General features: G+C 60.1%; 24 protein-coding genes. 11 read left to right on the top strand and 13 right to left on the bottom strand.

What is annotated here, in order from left to right; all coding sequences use genetic code 11:
• Window positions 1-137: 137 nt before the first annotated feature.
• A complete protein-coding gene (locus IEW17_RS08815; RefSeq protein ID WP_188561675.1) occupies window positions 138-767 on the bottom strand; it encodes a nitroreductase family protein in 630 nt (209 codons plus the stop codon).
• 222 nt (window positions 768-989) lie between these two features.
• Between IEW17_RS08815 and IEW17_RS08810 the strand changes: the two genes are divergently transcribed.
• From IEW17_RS08810 to trpS, 8 genes are all read left to right on the top strand, one after another.
• Window positions 990-2,828 (top strand): glycosyltransferase, encoded by a 1,839-nt coding sequence (locus tag IEW17_RS08810; RefSeq protein ID WP_188561674.1) that lies wholly within the window; start codon window positions 990-992, stop codon window positions 2,826-2,828.
• A 161-nt stretch (window positions 2,829-2,989) separates the two neighbouring features.
• Window positions 2,990-3,829, top strand: coding sequence for a DUF4198 domain-containing protein (locus IEW17_RS08805; protein ID WP_188561673.1), 840 nt, complete (start codon window positions 2,990-2,992; stop codon window positions 3,827-3,829).
• A 71-nt stretch (window positions 3,830-3,900) separates the two neighbouring features.
• On the top strand, window positions 3,901-4,275 hold the full coding sequence (locus tag IEW17_RS08800; RefSeq protein WP_046246220.1) for an STAS domain-containing protein: 375 nt from the start codon (window positions 3,901-3,903) through the stop codon (window positions 4,273-4,275).
• Between the two features lie 122 nt (window positions 4,276-4,397).
• On the top strand, window positions 4,398-5,309 hold the full coding sequence (locus IEW17_RS08795) for a ribonuclease Z (RefSeq protein WP_188561672.1): 912 nt from the start codon (window positions 4,398-4,400) through the stop codon (window positions 5,307-5,309).
• Window positions 5,310-5,430: 121 nt separating this feature from the next.
• Window positions 5,431-6,180 carry a queuosine precursor transporter gene (locus IEW17_RS08790; RefSeq protein WP_188561671.1) on the top strand — a complete coding sequence of 250 codons (750 nt, stop codon included), beginning with the start codon at window positions 5,431-5,433 and terminating at the stop codon, window positions 6,178-6,180.
• Window positions 6,181-6,242: 62 nt separating this feature from the next.
• The gene (locus tag IEW17_RS08785) at window positions 6,243-6,845 is read left to right on the top strand and encodes a hypothetical protein (RefSeq protein WP_188561670.1); all 603 of its coding nucleotides are present in this window, start codon (window positions 6,243-6,245) and stop codon (window positions 6,843-6,845) included.
• Window positions 6,846-6,941: 96 nt separating this feature from the next.
• The gene (locus IEW17_RS08780) at window positions 6,942-7,562 is read left to right on the top strand and encodes a hypothetical protein (RefSeq protein ID WP_229748905.1); all 621 of its coding nucleotides are present in this window, start codon (window positions 6,942-6,944) and stop codon (window positions 7,560-7,562) included.
• Between the two features lie 8 nt (window positions 7,563-7,570).
• Window positions 7,571-8,545, top strand: coding sequence for a tryptophan--tRNA ligase (gene trpS, locus IEW17_RS08775; RefSeq protein WP_188561668.1), 975 nt, complete (start codon window positions 7,571-7,573; stop codon window positions 8,543-8,545).
• 17 nt (window positions 8,546-8,562) lie between these two features.
• Here trpS and IEW17_RS08770 read toward each other — a convergent pair whose 3' ends face one another.
• From IEW17_RS08770 to IEW17_RS08750, 5 genes are all read right to left on the bottom strand, one after another.
• The gene (locus IEW17_RS08770) at window positions 8,563-9,477 is read right to left on the bottom strand and encodes a hypothetical protein (RefSeq protein WP_229748904.1); all 915 of its coding nucleotides are present in this window, start codon (window positions 9,475-9,477) and stop codon (window positions 8,563-8,565) included.
• Between the two features lie 84 nt (window positions 9,478-9,561).
• Complete coding sequence (locus IEW17_RS08765) at window positions 9,562-10,740, bottom strand: CaiB/BaiF CoA transferase family protein (protein WP_229748903.1); 1,179 nt, start codon at window positions 10,738-10,740, stop codon at window positions 9,562-9,564.
• Between the two features lie 90 nt (window positions 10,741-10,830).
• Window positions 10,831-11,520, bottom strand: coding sequence for an ATP-binding cassette domain-containing protein (locus IEW17_RS08760; protein WP_188561666.1), 690 nt, complete (start codon window positions 11,518-11,520; stop codon window positions 10,831-10,833).
• A complete protein-coding gene (locus IEW17_RS08755) occupies window positions 11,517-11,852 on the bottom strand; it encodes a hypothetical protein (RefSeq protein ID WP_188561665.1) in 336 nt (111 codons plus the stop codon). Before IEW17_RS08755 ends, IEW17_RS08760 begins: the two co-directional genes overlap by 4 nt.
• 45 nt (window positions 11,853-11,897) lie before the next feature.
• Window positions 11,898-12,638, bottom strand: coding sequence for a class I SAM-dependent methyltransferase (locus tag IEW17_RS08750; protein ID WP_188561664.1), 741 nt, complete (start codon window positions 12,636-12,638; stop codon window positions 11,898-11,900).
• A 353-nt stretch (window positions 12,639-12,991) separates the two neighbouring features.
• Between IEW17_RS08750 and IEW17_RS08745 the strand changes: the two genes are divergently transcribed.
• Window positions 12,992-14,635, top strand: a complete 1,644-nt coding sequence (locus IEW17_RS08745) for a DEAD/DEAH box helicase (RefSeq protein WP_229748914.1) — start codon at window positions 12,992-12,994, stop codon at window positions 14,633-14,635.
• A gap of 79 nt (window positions 14,636-14,714) precedes the next feature.
• Here the strand turns inward: IEW17_RS08745 and IEW17_RS08740 are convergent, their stop codons facing one another.
• From IEW17_RS08740 to argS, 5 genes are all read right to left on the bottom strand, one after another.
• Window positions 14,715-15,578 (bottom strand): hypothetical protein, encoded by an 864-nt coding sequence (locus IEW17_RS08740; RefSeq protein ID WP_188561662.1) that lies wholly within the window; start codon window positions 15,576-15,578, stop codon window positions 14,715-14,717.
• Between the two features lie 56 nt (window positions 15,579-15,634).
• Window positions 15,635-16,531: a 1,4-dihydroxy-2-naphthoate polyprenyltransferase gene (locus tag IEW17_RS08735; protein WP_188561661.1), complete on the bottom strand. Its 897-nt coding sequence runs from the start codon at window positions 16,529-16,531 to the stop codon at window positions 15,635-15,637.
• Between the two features lie 317 nt (window positions 16,532-16,848).
• On the bottom strand, window positions 16,849-17,436 hold the full coding sequence (locus IEW17_RS08730) for a glutathione peroxidase (protein ID WP_188561660.1): 588 nt from the start codon (window positions 17,434-17,436) through the stop codon (window positions 16,849-16,851).
• A gap of 161 nt (window positions 17,437-17,597) precedes the next feature.
• On the bottom strand, window positions 17,598-18,179 hold the full coding sequence (locus IEW17_RS08725; protein ID WP_188561659.1) for an LOG family protein: 582 nt from the start codon (window positions 18,177-18,179) through the stop codon (window positions 17,598-17,600).
• Between the two features lie 102 nt (window positions 18,180-18,281).
• Window positions 18,282-20,075 carry an arginine--tRNA ligase gene (gene argS / locus IEW17_RS08720; RefSeq protein ID WP_188561658.1) on the bottom strand — a complete coding sequence of 598 codons (1,794 nt, stop codon included), beginning with the start codon at window positions 20,073-20,075 and terminating at the stop codon, window positions 18,282-18,284.
• Window positions 20,076-20,470: 395 nt separating this feature from the next.
• On the opposite strand from argS, the gene IEW17_RS08715 reads away from it, so the two are divergent.
• The gene (locus IEW17_RS08715; RefSeq protein WP_188561657.1) at window positions 20,471-21,403 is read left to right on the top strand and encodes a DNA adenine methylase; all 933 of its coding nucleotides are present in this window, start codon (window positions 20,471-20,473) and stop codon (window positions 21,401-21,403) included.
• Window positions 21,404-21,412: 9 nt separating this feature from the next.
• Here IEW17_RS08715 and IEW17_RS08710 read toward each other — a convergent pair whose 3' ends face one another.
• Both IEW17_RS08710 and IEW17_RS08705 read right to left on the bottom strand, forming a co-directional pair.
• On the bottom strand, window positions 21,413-21,937 hold the full coding sequence (locus IEW17_RS08710; RefSeq protein ID WP_188561656.1) for a hypothetical protein: 525 nt from the start codon (window positions 21,935-21,937) through the stop codon (window positions 21,413-21,415).
• Window positions 21,921-22,160, bottom strand: coding sequence for a helix-turn-helix domain-containing protein (locus IEW17_RS08705; protein ID WP_188561655.1), 240 nt, complete (start codon window positions 22,158-22,160; stop codon window positions 21,921-21,923). The genes IEW17_RS08710 and IEW17_RS08705 overlap by 17 nt, the downstream gene beginning before the upstream one ends.
• A 132-nt stretch (window positions 22,161-22,292) precedes the next feature.
• Here IEW17_RS08705 and IEW17_RS20885 point away from each other — a divergent pair.
• The coding region (locus IEW17_RS20885) for a hypothetical protein (RefSeq protein ID WP_229748902.1) at window positions 22,293-22,541 on the top strand (249 nt) is incomplete at its 3' end.

The raw sequence follows: 22,541 nt of genomic DNA, 5'->3' as shown, positions 1-22,541 counted from the left end.
CAAGTGTTGCCCCGCCGGGACTTTACGATTCATTATCTGATGATTACTACCGGTATGCCGCCGCGTTGGGGCTTCTGTAAAGGGCGAGGTGCGTAAAGCCTAACTCTCTTTGCAACCTGCAGCTACTTCGTTCAAAATTATACCGGGGCCTGGTCGTAGCGCTCGCCCTCAGCCGTGGGCCAGCTGCCCTCAAACATGAATTCGGCCAGCGGCTTGCGCACGCGGGGACCGGTTTCCTTCTCGCGCAGGCCGTCGGGCAGGGTGGCGGCGTCGCCGGGATAGCCGAGGGTGAACACGGCCACGGGCTCATAGTCGGCCGGAATATTGAAAGATTCACGAATCTTGTCGGGCGAGAAGCCGGCCATCTGGTGAATTTGCAGGCCCAGCTCGGTGGCCTGAATGGCCAGGGTGGCCGTGGCCTGGCCCACATCGTGCCGGGCCCAGGCGTTGGGGTTGGCATCGTGCGAAAAGTGCAGCTTGGCAATGCTCACGGCGAGCACGGGCGCCTTGTTGGCCCATACCTGGTTGAACTCGCCCAGGCTGGCCAGAATGCTGTCGTAAGCGGCTGGCTGCTCGGCGCGCGCGCCCACCAGGTAGCGCCAGGGCTGCTCGCCAAAGCAGGACGCGGCCGAGGAAGCGGCGGCAAACACCTGATGCAGGGCTTCGGTGGGCACGGGTGCTTCGGCGTAGGCGCGGGGGCTGCGGCGCTGGGTCAGCACGGGCAGAATGGGGTGTTCGAGGGTGAGAACGTTGGTGGTATCAGCCATGGGTTGGGATGAGTAAAATGGAACTTGCGGCTGCCGCCTGCATTGGTACGGCGGCATTGGCAGAGCGGGTAACCGCGCTGGCCGTGCGAAGTTTCCGGACGAGCAACGACAGGGATTTCAGCGGACCGGCAAAATTATTCCACCTCCAATGGCAACTAAATCGCAAGCGGCTTACCTTTCGCCACGTTCCCGGCATTCTTTTCGCCCCACTCTTGCTTTTCTATGCAGCCCACGCCCCACGCCCCCGATGCCCTTTTCCCCGATGCCCTATTGGTGGAAGTGGCCTGGGAAGTCTGCAACCAGGTAGGCGGCATCTATACCGTTATCCGCAGCAAGGTGCCGGCCACCATGCCCGCCTGGGGCGAACGGTACTGCCTGCTGGGGCCCTACTTCGCTAACCAAGCCCAGGGCGAGTTTGAGCCCATGGACGAGCTGGCCCTCCATACCGCCTCCGACCCCTACGCCGCCGCCGTGCGCGCCATGCGCGCCCAGGGCTACGACGTGCAGCTGGGCACCTGGCTGGTGACCGGCCGGCCCCGCACGGTGCTCATCAACCCGTTTCAGGCTTACCCGCAGCTGGGCCAGCTCAAAACCGACCTCTGGACCCGCCACGGCATTCCGGCTCCCGACACCGACGATTTGCTGCACCAGGTTATTGCTTTTGGTCACCTCACCACCATTTTCTTTCAGCACGTAGCGCAACAGGTAGTGGCCGGGCAGCGCCTGCTGGGCCATTTCCACGAGTGGATGACCGGCGTGGCCATTCCGGAGCTGCGCCGCCTGCAGGTTCCGGCGCACCTGCTGTTCACCACCCACGCCACGCTGCTGGGCCGCTACCTGGCCATGAACGATGCCGCATTCTACGACCACCTCATGTGGGTGGACTGGGAAGCCGAGGCGAAGAAATTCAACATCGAGCCGGCCGTGCGCATGGAACGCGCCGCCGCCCACGGCAGCCACGTTTTCACCACGGTGAGCGAGCTCACGGTGCGCGAGTGCATCTATTTACTGGATAGAATTCCGGATGCCGTGCTGCCCAACGGCCTCAACATTGAGCGGTTTGTGGCCCTGCACGAATTCCAGAACCTGCACCAGCAGTACAAGGCCAAGATTCACGAATTCGTGATGGCGCACTTCTTCCAGTCCTATGCTTTTGACCTGGACAAGACGCTGTACTTCTTCACCTCGGGCCGCTACGAGTACCACAACAAGGGCTTCGATTTGACCCTGGAGGCCCTGGCCCGCCTCAACCACCGCCTGCAGCAAAGTGGGCTGGAAGGCCAGGTGGTGATGTTCTTCATCACCAAGCGGCCCTTCACCAGCATCAACCCGCAGGTACTGGAGCGCCGCGCCGTGCTCGATGAAGTGCGCGAAACCTGCCGCGCCATCGAGCATCAGGTGGGCGAGCGGCTCTTTTACGCCGCCGCCGCCAGCCAGGACCACAAGCTGCCCGAGCTGGGCGCGATGGTGGACGACTACTGGAAGCTGCGCTACCGCCGCACGCTGCAAAGCTGGAAAACCACCGCCCTGCCGCCCGTCATCACCCACAACCTGGTAAACGACGGCGACGACGACATCCTGAACTTCATGCGCCGGGCCGACCTGCTGAATCACCGCCACGACCGGGTGAAGATGGTGTATCACCCCGATTTCGTGTCGCCCTCCTCACCCCTGCTGGGTATGGAATATGGTCAGTTTGTGCGCGGCTGCCACATGGGCGTGTTCCCGAGCTACTACGAGCCTTGGGGCTACACCCCGCTCGAATGCGTGGCCCGGGGCGTGCCCGCCATCACTTCCGACCTGTCGGGCTTCGGCGACTACGTGCTCCAAACCATTCCCGACCCCGAGCAAAAAGGCATTTTTGTGGTGCACCGCCAGGAAAAATCCTTCGACGAATCGGCCGAGGAGCTCACCGAGATGCTCTGGCAGTTTGTGCAGCTCAGCCGCCGCGAACGCATCATGCAGCGCAACGCCGTGGAAAGCTCAGCTGAACTGTTCGACTGGAAAAACCTGCGCGTGCACTACGACCGCGCCTACGCCTTGGCGTTGGAGCGGCAATAAATCCTCAGCGTCCTCAGCGGAAACCTCAGCGCCTTCTGCGGGCTAAATTTCAGCCAACGACTTTTAGCCCGCAGAGGCCGCCGAGGTTTCCGCTGAGGGCGCAGAAGCAGATTAACAACGTTACCATGAACAGCAGATTTCTCACTGCGACGGCGTTCTGTATGATTACCACCGCCACCCTCGCCCATGAGTTCTGGCTGGAAGCACCGCGCTTCCGGCTGCAGCGCGGCCAAACGGTAAGCCTGCGCCCGCTGGTGGGCGAAAACTTCCACGGCGAGCCCTGGACCAACAAAGCCGCCAAGGTCCAGCGCCTGGTTCGCTACGGCCCCGCAGCGGCCGACAGCACCGACCTCACGCCGGCTCCCGGCTTCGCTCCTACCGACACGTTCCGCACGGCCTTCACCTTTGCGCAGCCCGGTACCCACGTCGTACTGCTGCGCTCCACCAACTCGTTTATTGAGTTGCCCGCCAAGCAGTTCACCGCTTACCTGCGCGAGGAAGGCCTCGACTACGTTCTGAAGCTGCGCCAGGAGCGCGACCAGACCGCCCTGCCCGGCCGCGAAGCCTACCGCCGCTGCGCCAAGACCCTGGTGCAGGTGGGCGATGCCGCCGCCACCTCGCCCGCTACCGACAGCGCTTACCGCCGAGTCTATGGCTTGCCGCTGGAAATAGTACCCGAGCAAAACCCCTACCGCCTGGCCGCCGACAAAGCCCTGACGGTGCGCGTACTACGCAATGGCAAGCCCGCTTTTGGGGCGGCCGTGCAGGTGTGGCAGCGCCAGCCCAACGGCTTGCCCACCACCCATTATACCACCCGCGCCAACCAAAACGGCCGTGTGCTGTTACGCTTGTCCGGCCCGGGACCCTACCTGCTGGCAGCAGTGGATATGAGCGCGGCCCCAGCCTCGTTTCGTGACCGCGCCGACTGGCAATCGACCTGGGCATCGCTCACCTTTGCCGGGCCGGCTGCGGCCGCTTCCCGGCCGGCCACAAAACATTAGCCGACTTCACCCCAGATTTTAGGTTTTTTCTTTACCTTCGCTGTTCTCTTAGTCTCCTTGCCCTACGCTGTATGAAGTACACGATTGATAAAAAAGAAAGCTACACCATCATTACCATTGAGGAAAAGAAGCTCGACACCACCGTCGCGCCCGACCTCAAATCGGAATTCGTGAAGCTGAACGCCGAAGGCATCAACAACCTGATATTAGACCTTACGAACGTGAAATACACGGATTCGTCGGGCCTCAGCTCTATTCTTATCGCCAACCGTTTGTGCAATTCCACGGGTGGCCTGCTGGTGCTCACCGGCTTGCAAGACCACGTGCTGAAGCTTATCACCATCAGCAAGCTCGAGTCGGTGCTGCACATCCTGCCCACCGTGGAGGAAGGCATCGACCGCGTATTTCTGCACGCCATCGAGCGCGACCTGACGGATAAAGAGTAGGGCTTTTTAGTTGTCAGTAGTTGGTTGCCGATTGTCAGTTATTGAACTTGGCAACCGGCAACCATTTTTTTGTTTCCGGCCCATTCCCCTCCTGCCCTTCGCGCACCTAACAATTATTCGCCTTGATTTTTGAGCTGAAGATATTGGGCTCGGCTTCGGCCACGCCGGTCATGGCCCGCCACCCCACGGCACAGGTCCTCACGGCCGGTGCCAGCAACTATCTCATCGATTGCGGCGAGGGCACGCAGTGGCGGATGCTGGAGCACCGGGTGCGCCCGCACCACATACGGGCCATTTTCATCTCGCACCTGCACGGCGACCATTACTTTGGCCTGTTTGGTCTGCTGGGCACCATGCACCTACAGGGCCGCACCCAGCCGCTCACCATCATCGGCCCACCCGGCCTCGACGAGGTGCTGCTGGTGCAGGCCCGGGTTTCGAGCATGCAACTGGGCTTTGCGATGGAGTTTGTGGCCGTGAACACCGAAATCCACGCCGTGGTGTACGAAGATGAGCACCTGAGCGTGGCCACGCTGCCCATGCGTCACCGTATCCCCTGCGCCGGCTACTTGTTCACGGAAAAGCCGCGCCGCGCCAACTTGCTAAAGGACAAACTGCCCACTGACCTCTCGCCGCAGCAGCTAGCCCGCCTGGCCCAGGGCCACGACCTGCCCGCCGACGACCAGCAGCCCGGCCTGCGCCACGCCGATGTGGCCGGCCCCGTGCCCGTTCCGCGCCGCTACGCCTTCTTCTCCGACACGCTGTATACGCCCGCCCTGGCCGACCTCATTCGTGGGGTCGACCTGCTCTACCACGAGGCTACGTTCCTGGAAGAGATGCGCGACCGGGCGGCCCAAACCCATCACAGCACCGCCCGCCAGGCCGCCCAGATTGCGGAGGCTGCGGGTGCGAAGCGCCTGCTGCTGGGCCATTTTTCCAGCCGCTACAAATCCTTCGAGCCACTGCTGCACGAAGCCCAGGCCGTGTTCAGCACCGCCGAGCTGGCCACCGAAGGGCTGGTGGTTTCACTTTAATTAAAAATTGAGAGTTAAAAATTAAAAGTGCCCAAGCATCCATTGCTGCGGCACCCTTCGGTAAGCCGCCGTGGCCCCTTTTTAATTTTTTAATACCTGATTTTTAATTCCCCTCTCCGCCATGTCCCGCTTCGCGCTCAAAAAACAGCAGCTTTACCTCGTTCTCAGCGGCATTTTTTTGGTAAATGCCCTGCTGGCCGAAATCATCGGGGTCAAGATTTTCTCGGTTGGTAAACTGGTATCATTCCTACCCGGCAACCTCACGGCCGGCGTGCTCATCTGGCCGGTGGTATTTGTGACCACCGACATTATCAACGAATACTTTGGCAAGGCGGGTGTGCTGCGCATCAGCTACCTCACGGTGGCGCTTATCCTGTTCGCCTTTGGCGTTATCTACCTCACCACCAAGCTGCCCCCGGCTGATTTTTGGCTCGATGTGAATAAGACGGATAATCAGGGCCGGCCGTTCAACATCGACTTTGCCTACCAGAGCATTTTCCGCCAGGGCTTGGGCATCATCACGGGTTCCATTATAGCGTTTGGCGTGGGCCAGGTGCTGGATGCCACCATTTTCGCAGCCATCCGCAAGGCCACGGGCGGCCGGTATATCTGGCTGCGGGCCACGGGCTCCACGCTGATTTCGCAGCTCGTTGATTCGTTTGTGGTGCTCTACGTGGCCTTCTACGTGTTCGGCAACTGGACGATGGACCAAGTGGTGAGCGTGGCGAACACCAATTACTGGTACAAATTCGCGGCCGCCATTTTACTCACGCCGGTGCTGTATCTGGCGCACTTCCTGATTGACCGGTACTTGGGCCAAGAGGAAACGGCCGAGCTGCAGGAAGCGGCGGTGGAGAATATGAGCGTGTAGGAGTACATTGCGCGTACCTGCCCAATCACAAATACATTTTCACCCCTTTTTTCTTCTTTTTCATGCGTTTTCTGTACCTGCTCCTTACCCTTGTGCTACTGCCTGCCATTGGCTTCGCGCAACGCGACTTCACCCCAGGCACCTACGAGCTAACCAACGGTACAAAAGGCGAAGGCGAACTTAAGTACAAGTCTGGTCCGGGAGCCGAGCTGGTGGTAAAATCCGGCCCGAAAAACAAGAAAGCATCTTTTGCTCCAGAGGAAGTAAAGTCCTTTCGGGCGGCAAGCAAAAACTTTATTTCCGTGCATGATTTCACACTCGACAGCGGATTGCCCATGTCGATGAAGTTTCGCGTCAAGCACGATTTTGCCGAGGTACTCGATACCGGTCGGGTGGAGCTGCTGAGCTATACGCTCATGGTGGCCAACAGCCGGCCGGGCGGCATGAGTCTGATGAATGACAATATTATGACGGGGCTCATCCTGCTACGGCGTCGGGGCGAACCGCTAAGCAGCGTCCCGGCCGTTGCCAAAAAGGCCCGCCCCATTATCGCGACGTTCATCAAGGACCGGCCCGATTTGGTGGCGCGTCTCAACAAGGAATCCTACACCATCGAAACCGTGCGGTCCATCATTCAGGCCTACAACTCCGAGCCGAAGCGCTAACGGAATGTCCCGCATGCTCATCGGCATCCCGAGCACCGATTGCCCGCGCTTGGGCAACCCGTTCGGCACCAACCCGCTAAACCCTGCCGTCTCTCCATGATTGTTTCGGTGCGCTTATTCTGTTTGCTACTGGCGGCGGGGCTTTTTCTGCCTAAGCTGGCGCGGGCGCAGTTCATATTTGCACCCGGCACCTACCAGCTGGCTAATGGCACCAAGGGCACCGCTTCGCTGAAGCTGGTGCTGGCCGAAGGCGGCCGCCCCACGGTGGTAGTGGGCAGCAAAAACAGCAGGGAGCGCACTTTTCGCCCCGCCGACCTGCCGGCTTTCACCATTGACACGCATCGTTTTATTCGGGTGAATGACTTCCGTTTTCTCAGCGGCACCGATGCGGATTTTCCGGGTGCTACCTGGCTGGAAATGCTTGAAACGGGCCCGGTGGAGCTATTTTACTACCACTACCAGGCTGAGTTGGGCCCGAGCTTCAAGGCCCACGTGAAGCTGCCCGTGCTGCGCAAGTCCGGCACCGCCACGTTCTTTGCCTACGCGCCCGGCCGCACGCCGGGCTTCGACCAGAAACTAGCCCCCGGTGGTTTCGTGGCATCCCTTTTCCCGGCCGACCCCGTGCTTCAGCGGCAGTTTGCCACCAACAGCGTCAGCCGGGCCCAGCTCGCTACCGTGGTGCACGCCTACAACCAGGGCGTGCGCTTAAAGCCTTAATCAACGCTATGTCCCGCATTCTTACCGGCATCCAAAGCACCGGCCGCCCCCACTTGGGCAACCTGCTCGGGGCCATCCTACCCGCCATCGAGCTGTCGAAAAATCCGACCAACGACTCGCTGTATTTTATCGCCGATTTGCACTCGCTCACCACCGTGCGCGACCCCGACTTGCTGCGGGCCAACACCTACGCCGTGGCCGCCGCGTGGCTGGCCTGCGGCTTCGACACCGAGAAAAACCTGTTTTACCGGCAGTCCGATGTGCCGCAGGTAACCGAGCTGACCTGGTACCTGAGCTGCTTCACGCCTTATCCGATGCTGGCCAACGCCCACTCGTTCAAGGACAAGTCGGACAAGCTCTCGGACGTGAACGCCGGCCTCTTCACCTACCCCGTGCTGATGGCCGCCGACATTCTGCTTTACGACGCGGAAATCGTGCCCGTGGGCAAAGACCAGATTCAGCACCTGGAAATTGCCCGCGACATTGCCAGCGCCTTCAACGCCCGCTACGGCGAAACGCTGGTGCTGCCCGAGGCCCGCGTTGATGCCCAGCTCATGACCATTCCCGGCACCGATGGGGCCAAGATGAGCAAGAGCTACGGCAATACCATCGACATTTTTCTACCCGAAAAAGACCTGCTGAAGACCATTAAAACCATTATTTCGGATAGCACTCCGCTGGAGGCCCCGAAAAGCCCCGACGAGGATACCACCTTCAAGCTCTACTCGCTGCTGGCCACGGCCGAGGAAACGGCCGCCATGCGCCGCAACTACGAGGCCGGCGGCTACGGCTACGGCCACGCCAAAAAAGAGCTGTACGAGCTGATTCTGCGCCGCTTCGCGCCGGAGCGCGAGCGGTTCAACTTTTACATGAACAACCTGCCCGAACTGGACGCCCAGCTGGCCATCGGAGCGAAGCGGGCGCAGGAGTATGGAGCCGGTGTGCTGGCCAAAGTGCGCCAGAAAATGGGGTACGGTGTCTGAACCGCGGATTTAGCGGCTCAGATAACCTGTTCGTTCAGGAAGCTGAAACCTACTTTGCTGCCGCGGCTCACCTGCTGGTTCTCTAGTTTCTGCTTGACGCTGATTTTTTGAATCTCGGGCAGGGCGGGAGCGATAAGGTCGTTGTTGACGGCCGCAATCATGGCGCTTTCCACAAACAGGCGCATGGCTTCGGGCGTCACCGCGTTGTCAGACATGTCGTTGGCGGGCAACTCCAACTGCTGCACACCTTCCAGAAAATAGTTGTTGTCGATGTTGACCAGCAGGCGGCCTACCAGATAGCCGGGGTCGTTGAGGCGCTGGTACTTAATGCTGTCGGCCATGAAGTTGTAGGCCATGATGTGACCGAAAAAGCGCCGCCGAAAATCCCCGGCCACGTAGGGGCTGGGCATGGGGCCGTACTCGTCGGGAAAGGTGACGACGTTGGAATGCATAATGAAGATGAGCAAATCACCCGAAAACCGGATGTGAAACTCCATGTCGTTGATGGACCGGTACTCAATCACCACGCTCGAATCGAGCGGTGTCAGCTTGCGGATGAGTTCCACCACCAGCTCCTGCGACACCAGCCGCAGGCAGTCGAACGCCGCCAGCGCATTGCGGTAAATGGCCTGTTTGGCGGTTGACTTCTGCTGAAGGCCATCAAAAATTTGATTGAGACGGTCGGCCGGAGCTTGAATTGGGGAGCCGGCCGCCGCGGTGGGGCGATTGTCGGTGGAAGTGGCTCCGGAACGGGCGATTTCAGACGTGGCGACGGTGACTAAATTAGCAGCAGCAGCCGTTTTCTTAGCTCGTACCGGACGAGGGGCCTTTTTCCGGGGCGGTACTGGCGGGGGCAGCTCAGCCGGCAACGGCGGCGTGTCGGTGGTGAACAGTTCGGGGTCGACGGACTTTTTGGTGGGTGATTTGGCCATGCGAGAAGGGAATTATGCCCGGAAACTAGCAGCAAGGATAGGAGAAATGCGGCGCGTGAAAGCACTACCGCAGCGGCGGCAAACCTATAATACGGGAGGTACGCAAGGAAGCACGGCCCTAGTTTCACTTTCCGTGGCTGACTGGGTGGAAAACCCAGAATCGTTGGCCGAGCCCAAGCCCGGCGGCGCGCTCAATTGGTGCACAGCTGCCCAGGCGGGGCTGCGAAACGCCACCGTGCGCAGCCCCGCTCCAGCCCCTGCCACAGCCGGCAGTAGCATGGCCTGGGCCGAAGCCTGACGCAACGCTTCCCCCACCGAGCGCACGGCCCCGGCCGGTACAGCGCGGCGCTCCAGCTCCGCCAAAAGCGCATCGCCGGCCACGGCCGCAATGCGTTGGGTAAGGAGTACTTCCAGCTCGGCCCGGTGGGCCACGCGGGCGGCGTTGGTGGCAAAGCGGTTGTCAGAAGCCCAGTCTGGTTGGTGTAGAGCCCCACACAGCTGCCGGAACTGCCCATCGGAGCCCACGGCCAGCACCAGCTGGCGGCCATCGGCGGCCTGGTACACGGTACCGTAGGGCACAATGCTCGGGTGGCCCGAGCCCAGAGGCTGCGGGTCGTGCCCGGTCACCAAATAGGTGGACGCCTGGTTGGCCAGTGCCGATAAGGCACTATCCAGCAAGCTGACCTGCACCAGCGCACCGCGCCCCGTTCGTTCGCGCTGAAACAGGGCAGTAAGCAACCCTTCCTTCAGTTGATGCGCGGCCAGCAAATCGACCATGGCCACGGGCATTTTCTGGGGTGGCTGCCCGGGACCGGCGGCATTGAGGTACATGAAACCAGCTTCGGCTTGGAGCACAGCATCGTAGCCGGCGCGGGTATTATCGGGCCCGTAACCGGTGAGGTGGCCGTATACGAGGCGCGGGTTTGCCAGGGAAAGCGTGACGTAGTCGGCGCGCAGCTTTTCAGCGTCGCCGGGCTTGTAGCTGGCCAGTACAATATCGGCAGATACAGCCAGACGGTGCAGGGCGGCCTGGCCGACGGGCGTGGCCAGGTCCAGCACCAGCGATTTTTTGCCCCAGTTAGAAGCGGAAAAATAAGCCGAAACCAAAGCGTCAGCAGCGACAGAAACTTGTGTTTCGGCGGTGGTTTTCCAGGTACGGGTGACGTCGCCAGCGGGGCTTTCTACTTTGAGGACTTCGGCCCCGAGCTCGGCAAAGAACTGGCCCACCTGCGGGCCGGCCAGCACGGAAGCCAGCTCTAACACACGGAGACCGGCGAATGGGGGCGGGTTATTCATTGGCGCGTTGCTATAATTTTTTTCCAGCGAAAGCTCGCTACGCGGAGTTACACTGTTTTAGCTAGCCAAATATCCGTAGTCGCGCAGTGCCGTTTCAAAGTCACCCTCCAGCTTCAGCAATCGGCCTTGGCGCAGCAAATAAACGACGTCGCACAGCGGCAGCACTTCGGCGTAGCGGTGGTCGGTGAGCAGCAGGCCCTTGCGCAGTTTCGTTTGCCGCATCTCATCAGCCAGTGTTTCGACGTGCACGGGCATGATTCCGGAAAAGGGCTCATCAAATAGCGAGAAAGCGGTATCGGCGTGGAGCAGCAGCAACACTTGCAGCAGGCGCGCCGAGCCGCCCGACAGCTCGCCGGGGCGGCAATGGAGCTGCTGGCGCAGGTCGGGAAAGCTGGCGGTGGCCTTTTCGGGGTCTACGCGCAGCAGCCGGGCCGCCTGGCGAATAGACAGGTAAGGCGGCAGCAAGGAGGCTTGCGGCAAGTAATTGACCAACCCGGGCACCCGAAATGCGGGCGCTACATAGCACCCGTTCACGCGCACCGAGGCGTCGGGCACGGCGCGCGCGCCGAAAACCGTTTGCAGCAAAACGGATTTTCCGCTGCCGTTGCGGCCCAGCAGGCCTACTATTTGGCCCGACTGCACCCGCAGGTACACATCGGCCAGCACCGGCCGTGAGTCAAAGGCCAGCCGAATACCATCGGCTTCCAGCACGTGCGGGCCGGTCCCGAATTCGGGGCGCTTGCTCATGCGTAGCAGGCGTTCAGGGCCAGCATCAAGCCACTGAACAGGAGGCCGTCCAGCACGGCCACCCCGCCCCACAGGAACCGCCGCGATACCCCCAAATTGTAGTAGAACCAGTACTGATTGGGGCGCATTCGCTCGGCCAAGTACCACACCACCGGCCCGGTCATCAGCTTGATGAGCACGAGCTGCGGCAATATGCCTCCCCTGGCCCAGCCTTCGAGCAAGGCGGGCCGCAGCACACACCAGAGGATAAGCACCGAAATGAGCAGCATAAACGGCGCGACGCTGCGGTAAAACAGCAGCACCACCCGCAAATGGGTAAGTAGTATGGTCATAAGTTGGGAGGCCAAATGGCCCTGCCAAACGCGGTTTGGCAAAGATTATTCTACTCGCCCGGCCCGCGCAAACACGGGAAATACTACCTCCCGCTCACCGCTTCCCCACCACTGCGCCACTGCCGCCGCAATCAGGCCCACGGCATCCTCGCCCCGCTCCTGCTGGTACTTGGCCACGCTCGACCACGTGCGTAGGTACTGCAAAAACCACTCGGCCGACCACAACCGCCGCACCGCGAAATGTGCCCGCCGCACCTCGGCAAACGGAAACGGAATGCGGGCGTATTCGTCGTCGATGTGCCAGCGGTTGGCGTCCCAGTACGGGCCCATGGTGTCGCGGTAAAACTGCTGAATGAGCGGGTCAATAGCCGGGCTGATTTGCACCAGGCCGTAGCCCCATTCGGCCAGCACCGCGCCGTACCGGGCCACGCGGCGCACTTCGGCGTGGTAGGCGGCCGGCTCAAACCAGTGCACGCCCTGCGCCACGGTGATAAGGTCGAAGCGCTGGGCCGGGAACGGCGTGTGCTCGGCCCGGGCGGTTTGGTAGTGGATGTTAGAGCGGAGAATGGCTTGCGCCAGCTGGTTGGCGCTGAGGTCGGTGGCATCTACCCGAATAAAGGAATCGGCCAATACGGCGGCTACCTGGCCGTTGCCGGTGGCGCAGTCCCAGGCCCGCTCGCGGGCCACTACCTGAGGCAGCAGCCAGGTATAGAGTTCGGCGGGATAATCAATGCGGTAGCGAGCATAGTCGGCGGCTTGAGCAGAGAAACGGTCGAGAGCGGGCATGAGGACGTGGAGGTAGTGGTGGCGACCTGCAAGAACGTCATGCTGAGCATGTGGCGCATCAAGCCAGGGACCGAGGCATCTCGCGTGGGGCAGTAACCCAATCGCCGCGACGGATTTGATTAGCAGCAGCACGCGAGATACCTCGGTCCCTGGCTTGATGCGCCACATGCTCGGCATGACGTTCCTATTTATTACGCACCATAACCTCCGTCCCGCCCGCCGTATCTTTACCTCAAATCAAGCGGTTTGCTGGCCCAGATATCAAGGTCAGCCCTTTTACAACTCTCATTAGCTGAACCTTGACTTTTCACGAATTTAACCTCCACGACGACCTGCTGGCTGGCATCGATGCCATGAATTACAAGCAGGCCACCCCCGTTCAGGAGCAGGCCATCCCCAAGATTCTCGAAGGCAAAGACCTGATTGCCTGCGCCCAAACCGGTACCGGCAAAACCGCCGCCTACCTGCTGCCGCTGCTCGACAAGATTTCGCACGCTAAGCACGGCCACACCACCACTCTCATTCTGGTGCCCACCCGCGAGCTGGCCACCCAGATTGACGAACAGGTAATGGGCTTCGGCTACTACGTGGAAGCCAGCAGCATCGCCATCTACGGCGGCGGCAAATCCGAGGGCTGGGAGCAGCAGAAGCGCGCCCTAACTTCGGGGGCCGACATTATCATCGCCACGCCCGGCCGCCTCATTGCCCACCTGCAAATGGGCTACGTGAAGTTCGACCAAATCAAGTACTTAGTACTCGACGAAGCGGACAAGATGATGGACATGGGCTTCAGCGATGACATCTTCAACATCGTGCGCCAGCTGCCTACCAACCGCCAGACGCTGCTGTTCTCGGCCACCATGCCCAGCAAAATCCGCGACTTCTCGCAGCAGATTCTCAAGAATCCCGAAGAAATCCGGCTGGCCGTGTCCAAGCCCGCCGCCGGCATCGACCAGCAGCTCTACATGGCGTATGACCGCCAGAAAATCTACGTCCTCGAGCACATCATCAAAACCCAGGACGTGCAGAGCATGGTGCTCTTCACGAGCCAGAAAGCAGCCGTGGGCGGCATCGTAAAAGCCGTGAACAAGCTTGGCATCGAAGCCCGCGGCATCAGTTCCGACCGCACCCAGGAAGAGCGCGAAGAAATCATGCGCGCCTTCAAAAACAAGCAATTCCCGATTCTGGTAGCCACCGACGTGCTCAGCCGCGGCATCGACATCGACTCGCTGAGCCACGTGGTGAACTACGACATTCCCCGCGCTGCCGAGGACTACGTGCACCGCATTGGCCGCACGGCCCGCGCCGCCACCAAGGGCACGGCCATCACCTTCATCTCGGACCAAGACCAGGACCGGGTACTGAAAATCGAGAAACTCATTGAGCGCGACCTCGAAAAGCGCGCCATCACCGAGGAGCTGGGCCTGGGCCCGGCCCCGGAATTTGACCCCAAACGCTTCGCCGGCCTCGGCGGCAAAATCGGCGGCCGGCCCACTCGTGGTGGCCACGGCGGCGGCGAACGTGACCGCGGCCCCCGTCCCGAAGGCGACCGTGGCCCGCGCCGCGAAGGCGGTGGCGGGCGTGATGGTGCCCGCGACGGTGGCCGCCCGCCCCGCCGCGACGCGCCCGACCCCAAAGACCCCAAGCACCTGGAGCGCCTGGCCAACGCCAAAAATGCCCTGGCGGCCCTCGATGCCGGCCATGCCCCGGCCGTACCCTACCAGCGCCCGCCACGTGCCGAAGGCGAGGCCCGCCCCGAGCGCCGGCCCCGGCCAGAAGGTGAAAGCCGCCCACCCCGCGAGCCGCGCGCCGAGGGAGAAGCCCGCCCGCCCCGTGAGCCTCGTGCCGAAGGCGATGCCCAGCCACCCCGGCCCGAAGGCGACCGCCGTGGCAACCGTGGAGGCCGCAATCGCGGCGGTCGGGGTCCCAAAGCGGAAGGCTCGTCAACGGTAGCAGCCAACGAAACACCCGTTACTCCGGTAGCTCCCGCCGAATAGGCGCGGCGCCAAACATAAAAAAAGCGACCTCAAGAGGTCGCTTTTTTTATGCAGTACATACCCGGAAATGAAGGTGTTTTTAATGAGCAGCCAGCGCAAATAATTGGCTCAAAAGTGGCGTGGGTGACACCAGACAGTCGGCCTGCTCCCGTCCCAGGCGATACGCCTCGATGCTGGCCAGCCCAAACCAACTCCCAAAACGCTCGAACACGCGACATCTGTAGCACGCGAGCAGCTGCTCGGCGGGGGTCTGCCAGGGCGTGGCCGGAAAATCGGTTAGCAGGAAGGGGAGCGCCTGCTGGTAATTGCCGGCGTAAAACCGCAGCGGCCGGGCTTCGGCCCCAAACTTCAGTAGCAGAAAAATGGTAAAGGCCCAGCCGGTCTGGCCCGCCGTGGGGGCGGCGTAGCCGTCGTGGTAGGCCCAGTTGAATTTTTTGGTAAACGAAGCGAAGACGCAGCGTAGCAGCTCGGCCCGGTGCGCGGGCTGCCGCAGCCGCTCGCCGTTTTTAGTGAGGGTCAGCCGGCCGTGAACCTTCCGGAGCAGGCCCGCCAGCACCGCATTGTGGTGAACAGTGGACAGGCCCGGCGCATCGGTTTCGCGGTGCAGCTTCCCGTATCCCTCTTCGATGGATTCTTCCCGGATAAAGCCGAACCCGTACAGCTCATGCAGGTATTTGCCCGGCAACGCGCCCAGCGCCGTGAGCTTGATGAACCCGTCGCGGTGCACGATGCGCAGAAATTCCTCCGTCAGGCGCAGGAAGGGAATCTGGTCGAGCACGGCGGCCGGCAGCTCGGGGCGCAGCCGTACCGGCGATTGCGGCCCCCAGGGGTCGTACAGCAGCTCGTGCATCTGCGCGGGCGCGAGGCCGCTGAAGGCCGGCAGCGGCGCATCGTTGTAGCGCTGCAAATAGGCGTCTATCTGGGCAATTTGGTCAGGGCTCATGCGGCAAGCAGAAATCAGGTTGGTGCGTTTCGCATCACCAAGATACCGGCTTGGCTCTATCCCAGCACCTGCCCCACCCCAAACAGCACCGTGAATACCAGCGTGCTCAGCGCCATTTGCTTCAGCAGCGGGTCGAGCTGCATCGATTCCTGCCGCTGCCATATTTGGATGGCATTGAAGGCGAATAGCGGCGTAGCCAGCGCAAACAGCCATTGCCACGGCGAATGGTACGTGAGGGCCACAAACACCGTGGCACAGCCCAGGCCCAGCAGCAGCAGCAGCCAGTGGTAGCGCCGCGCATGCGCCGGCCCCAGCCGCACCGGAATGGTGATTTTGCCCGCCAGCACATCAGAGTTGATATCGCGGATATTATTCACGTTCAGCACCGCCGTGGCGAAGCAGCCGAGCGCGGCGGCCGGCAACAGCACCGGCAGCGGCAGGGCCCGCGTTTGCAGAAAATAGGTGCCGCACACGCCCACCAGCCCAAAAAACAGAAATACGGAAATGTCGCCCAAACCGGCGTAGCCGTAGGGGTTTTTGCCCGCCGTGTAGTTCACCGCCGCCCAGATAGCGGCCAAGCCCAGCGCCAGAAACGCCAGGAACAAGCCCAGCCCGGCCGCGCCCAGCGCCACCCACAGCAGCGCGAGGCCGCTGGCCAGGGCTAGCAGGCCACAAATCCACATCCCGCGCTTCATTTGGGCCGGGGTGATGGCCCCGCTCTGCACGGCGCGCTGCGGACCCTGGCGGTGCACGCTGTCGGCCCCGTTCTGGGAGTCGCCGTAGTCGTTGGCAAGGTTACTCAGGACTTGCAGCAAAATGGTGGTGAGGGCCGCCAACGCCACCACCGGACCGTTGAACTGGCCGGCAGCAGCAGCTAAAAAAGCCCCGGTGAGAATGCTGGCCAGGGCCAGTGGCAACGTACGGGGCCGGAAAGCGGAAATCCAGGGTGACATGGGCAACGAGAAAAACAAATAGCAAAAAAAGAACGCCATGCTGAGCTGGCCAAAGCATCTCTACCGCAGAACTAATCAAATTTAGTTGCGCAGTAGAGATGCTTCGGCCAGCTCAGCACGACGTTCTAAATAATTCAGAAACGGGCGCTAAGTGCCCACGCATAAGTAACCGGATAAAGAAGAACGTCATTCCGAGCTTGCCGAGAGAATCTCGCTCGCGCCAGTGGGCGGCGCGGATGACTCCGGCAAGATTCCTCGGCAAGCTCGGAATGACGTTCTTTTTGGTTGACTACGGTTACTTATGCGCGACTGCTTAATTACTTCGAGATGTCGGCCACTAGCTCGGGGCTCAGGGGCGTCACTCCCGAGCCGTAGAATTTCACAACCTGGCCTTTTTCATTCACCAAATACTTGCAGAAATTCCAAGTCGGCTCGTCGCTCACGATGCCGTTTTTGGTCTTATCGGCCAGGTACTTGTAAAGCGGAACGGCGGCGGCACCTTTCACGGCCACGGTTTCAAAAAGCGGGAACGTGACGCCGTAATTCTTCTCGCAGAATGAGGCTACTTCCACGTTCGAGGCCAACTCCTGGTTAAAGCTATTCGACGGAAAGCCGAGTACGGTCACCTTGTTACCATATTTCTTCGACAGCTCCTCCAACTCCTTGTACTGCGGGGTGTAGCCGCACTTGGAGGCGGTGTTCACAATCAGCAGCTTCTTGCCTTTGTACTTACTCAGTTTCACTTCCTTGCCATCAATGGATTTCACGGTGAAATCGTACACGGAAGCAGACTTTGCGGTGGTTTCAGCAGGTGTGGTCATGGCGATAGGGGCAGCAGGTTTGGCAGCGATAATGACAACGGCCGTAGCGGCGGTGGCCAGCGTGAGAAAAACAGATTTTTTCATGAGTTGGCGAAGGGTTGAATTGCTTGGTCGGATGCGTAACCATACGGAAGTCAGTAGGTTTTCGAACGGTGGCTTGTAGCGTGGACTCTGCGAGTCCGCGAGTCCGCGCAGGTGAGCTTCCGATGCGCGGACTCGCGGACTCGCAGAGTCCACGCTACAAATCAGGTGGTGGGCGGCGTGAGCCACTTCTCCATCTGCACGGGCTGGTAGGCGGCCATTTGGGCCAGCAGTTCCGCGGGGTCTGCCGATTGCAGGAGCTGGCCGCGGTTTTCGGCGCGTAGCAGCTGGTCGTCACGCATGCGGTCGAGGGCCAGCAGCAGGTGGTCGTAGTAGCCGTCCACGTTCAGTAGGGCCACTGGCTTTTGGTGCAGGCCCAGCTGGCCCCAGGTCAGGACTTCAAACAGCTCTTCGAGGGTGCCGTAGCCGCCGGGCATGGCGATGAAGCCATCGGCGCGGTCGGCCATCATCAGCTTACGCTCGTGCATGGATTTCACGACGTGCAACTCGGTGCAGCCCAAGTGCGCCAGCTCTTTATTCGCCAAAAAATCGGGAATGACACCGACTACCTGGCCGCCGAGGGCCAGCACCGCATCGGCGATGGTGCCCATCAGGCCTACGCGCCCGCCGCCGTACACCAGCGTGAGGTTTTGGGCCACCATAGCCGCCGCGAGGGCCTGTGCCTGGGCAATGTAGAGCGGGTTGGTTCCGGCGCTGGAACCACAGTAAACAGCAATGCTTTTCATAGTTTGGGTGTACCGCGGACTCTGTGAGTCCGCGCGTGGTGGGGTCGTTGTGGTGGTCGTTCAACCGCGCGGACTCGCAGAGTCCCTCCGGGTACGACCACGCTACATGCGCTCCGGCACTTGCATGCCCAGCAGGCCCAGCGATACCTTAATCTGCTCGCCCACGCGGGCTGATAACGCCACCCGCAGGCTCCGCTTGGCCACATCGGTTTCCTGGAAAATCGAGACTTCCGCATAAAACCGATTATAGGCTTTGGCCAGGTCGTAGGCGTACTGCGCCACCACGGCGGGCGAGAGGTTGCGGGCGGCTTCGGCCACTACGGCGGGGTAACGGGCCAGCTCCTGCACCAGCTCGCGCTCGGTGCCTTCCAGCTGCGTGATGCTGCTCCAATCGGCGGTTTCGCTGATGCCCAGCTCGGCGGCTTTGCGGCGAATGGCGGCGATGCGGGCGTGCGAATACTGAATGAACGGCCCCGTGTGCCCCTCCAAGCTCACCGACTCTTCGGGGTTGAAGAGCATGCGCTTCTTGGGGTCCACTTTCAGCAGGTAGTATTTCAGCGCGCCCAGGCCCAGCATGTAGTAAAGCTCCTCCAGCTCGGCATCGGCCAGGCCTTCGGTTTTGCCTTTTTCGAGGGTGGCGGCTTTGGCGGCGGCAATCACATCGCGCACCAGTTCGTCGGCGTCGACCACGGTGCCCTCACGAGATTTCATCTTGCCGGAGGGCAGGTCCACCATGCCGTAGCTAAGGTGATGGATGGCGGCGGCGTAGGGCTTGCCCAGCTTGGCCAGGGTGGCTTGCAGCACCTGCATATGGTAGTTCTGCTCGTCGGCGATAACGTAGATGCTGCTGTCGTAGCCAAAATCTGCGTATTTCAATTCGGCCGTGCCCAGGTCCTGGGTGATGTAGACGCTGGTGCCGTCGGCGCGGAGCAGGAGCTTTTCATCGAGGCCCTCGGCCTGCAAATCGACCCATACCGAGCCATTTTCCTTCTTGAAGAACACGCCTTTGTCGAGGCCTTCTTCTACCCGCTCCTTGCCCAATAGGTAGGTGCCCGATTCGTAGTAAAACTTGTCGAAATCGACGCCAATGTTCTTGTACGTCTCATCGAAGCCTTCGTAAACCCAGCCATTCATCGTGCGCCACAGGCTGACCACGACTTCGTCGCCGGCTTCCCAGGCTTGCAGCATCTGCTGGGCCTCGGCCATGAGCGGGGCTTTTTTCTTGGCAATATCGGAGGCCACGCCCTCGGCTTCGAGCTGGCGCACTTCTTCGCGGTAGTGCTTCTCGAACAGCACGTAATACTTGCCTGCGAGGTGGTCGCCCTTCAGGCCCGACGACGCCGGCGTTTCGCCCTGACCGAAGCGCTGGTAGGCAATCATCGACTTGCAGATGTGAATGCCGCGGTCGTTCACTAGGTTGGCCTTGGTGACGGTGGCGCCGGTGGCCTTCAGAATTTCCGCCACCGAGTAGCCCAGAAAATTGTTGCGCAAATGGCCCAGGTGCAGGGGCTTGTTGGTGTTGGGCGAGGAGTATTCCACCACCACGTTCTGCGGGCCATCGGTAGCCACGGGGGCCGTGGCGGGCTGGGCGCGCAGCTGGTTGAATACGGCCAACCACTCGGCATCGGCAACTTCGAGATTCAGGAAGCCTTTCACCACGTTGTAGCCGCTCACGCGGGGCTCGTGGGCGGTGAGCCACTCGCCCAGCGCCTGGCCGATTTGCTCCGGCCCCTTGCCAAACGCCTTGGTGAGCGGAAACGTGACGAGGGTGAAGCTGCCGGCAAACTCCTTGCGCGTGGGCTGGAGCGTGAGGCTGGCGGCGGGAATATCGAGGCCAAAAACTGCCTGAGCGGCGGTTTGCAGGGCGGTTTTGAGGGAGTTTTCTAACTGTTGCACGGGGCAAAGGTACGTGCCGACAAACGGTCATGCTGAGCTTGTCGAAGCATCTCTACCGCTTCGCCTGACGCCGAAACCTCACCCCTGCCGGGCACGGCCCCGGCCCCTCTCCTCAGGAGAAGGGAGCCAAGCGAAGCGGTAGCGATGTTACGGACCAACGCGCTGGCCACAGTTCAACGCGCAGCGCGTAACTGCTGGCCGATAGGTGAAGCGAGTTTGTAACTCGCCGCCGGGCCGGCCCAGCGCTACCAGCAAGCGGCCCCTGCCCCCGCGCCCGCCGGATGAATACCCCCGAAACCTGAAGCATCAAATAGCCCCGCCAGTGTCTGACATTTTTTTATTGTCACGAATGCTACTTATTGTATGTAGAGCGTGCTATTTCGTACCTTCGGTGCATGGACTTATTTGGTGAGGTGAGTGGGGCAAAGCCTTTTTTGAAATGGGCTGGCGGAAAGCGCCAGTTGATTCCTACTATTCAAGCGGCGCTGCCGGATACGTTCGCTCAAGAAACAGACCTTACCTACATCGAGCCGTTCATTGGAGGCGGTGCTGTTCTTTTCTGGATGTTGCAGCAATATCCTAACGTCCGCCGAGCTATCATCAACGATATTAATCCAGACCTGACCACGGCTTATCGAGTGGTTCAGCAGCGCCCGGAAGAGCTTATTAAGGCACTGAGTGCAGTTCAGGAGTTCTACCACAAACTTCCTACGGAAGGAGTACGCCGCTCCTACTTCGAAGAGTTGCGCGCCGAATTCAATCAACGGCCACTAGAGCCGCTTCGCAATACGGTGGTGCTCATTTTTCTGAATCGCACCTGTTTCAATGGCTTGTATAGGGTTAATAGCAAAGGCGGCTTCAACGTCCCGTTTGGTCGATACGACCGCCCCACTATCTGCAACGCAGCTACCATTCGGGCAGATAGCGCTCTGCTGGCTCGCGTAACCATCCTCAACGGAGACTTTGCCGAAGTTCTTACCCACGTTCCCAACAACGGTTTTTTCTATTTTGACCCGCCATACAAGCCGCTGAGCAAAACCGCTCTGTTCAATGCCTATGCAACCGAGACGTTTGACGATGCCTCTCAATGCCGGTTAGCTGCCTTTTGCCGCGACTTAGATGCTCAGGGCCATCGATGGTTACTGAGTAATTCAGACGTGCAAAATACGGACGTGGCTGACGCTTACTTCGATGATTTGTACGCAGGCTTTGCAGTGCGCCGTATTCAAGCTAAGCGCATCATTAATTCCAAAGCAGAAGGCCGGGGCCACATCAGCGAGTTGCTAATTAATAACTTCGCGCCGACCGAAATCCCACAGCTACTTTAAACTACAGCGTCACAAGCCAAGCTTATCCAACGGAATTTCGAGAAAGAAATAATCGCAGCCTACTTCCTCAATATAGTCGAGTACGTCCCGGTAAGACGGGGCTTTGAACCAGTCGCTGAGCAAATAATGAAACTCAACCTGTATGCCCAGCGGAGCCAATAATTTGGTGTATTGACGCAACTTGAAATGACAGGTTTGCAGCTTTTCATCCACGGAACCTGCCCCGGCTTGGTACTTTTTCTCGATGATGTGTAGGGTGCCACCCACCAGCAACGCATCATCTGGCAGCAGTTTCTTACTTAATATTTGCTTGTAATCAATGCTCTTTACTTCCAGCAGATTTTTGTAAAGCTTGTTCTTTTCGAACAGCGTACCCACTTTCTGGTCAGTAGCTCGGTCCACGACACTATCACCAACCAACTTGTAACGGGGATGGTCGATGAAAGCATCGCGCAGGTCGGCGCCACGCTCGAAGGCAAGGCCATTGCGGGTGGTATTGGCTCCACCACCCACGGTATTAGGCGAACGTCCCAAGTACTGTTTCGTAACGGGTGAAAAATTCAGATAGCGAGATGCCCAGATGGCGGCACAGTGTCAGTATGTTGAGCAGCGAGGGGTTGCGCTCGCCCCGCTCTATCTGACCGATATAGGTGCGATGAAACCCGCACTGGTCGGCTAACTCTTCCTGGGAAAGACGGCGCTCGGCTCGCCAGTAGCGCACTTCCTGACCGAAGGCCTTCAAGGTTTGTTCTCGCATCCCCAAAACACGCTACTCATTGTCTGCACAGCAACCGACAATAAGTAGCATTTACACCAATTGCTAAATTCAGTGGTAATCTTCACAAATAGGTTCATACCACTATTAATTCACCCTAACTTTCGCTTCACCATGAGTTACCCCGCCAGCGCCGCCCTTTTGAAACAATTGTTCTTCGACCACAACTACGAAGAGCGCCGTAAGCGCCAAAACCTACACTCCGCCACGGTAACAGTTGCGACCTTATCGAATGGAAGCAGCATTCAGATAGTATTTCCTGGTTATAAGCCTAACGCAACTGACTACAGGGTAGAACTGAGGTGGTCGGGTAATACAGGAGATACTGTGTTAAAAAGCAAGGAAGTGAGCAAGTTTTTTTAC

It is taken from the genome of Hymenobacter frigidus (genome assembly GCF_014640435.1).
GTDB lineage: Bacteria > Bacteroidota > Bacteroidia > Cytophagales > Hymenobacteraceae > Hymenobacter > Hymenobacter frigidus.
The sequence above is the reverse complement of the archived record's forward strand: the minus strand, read 5'-3'. Positions and strand labels throughout refer to the sequence as shown.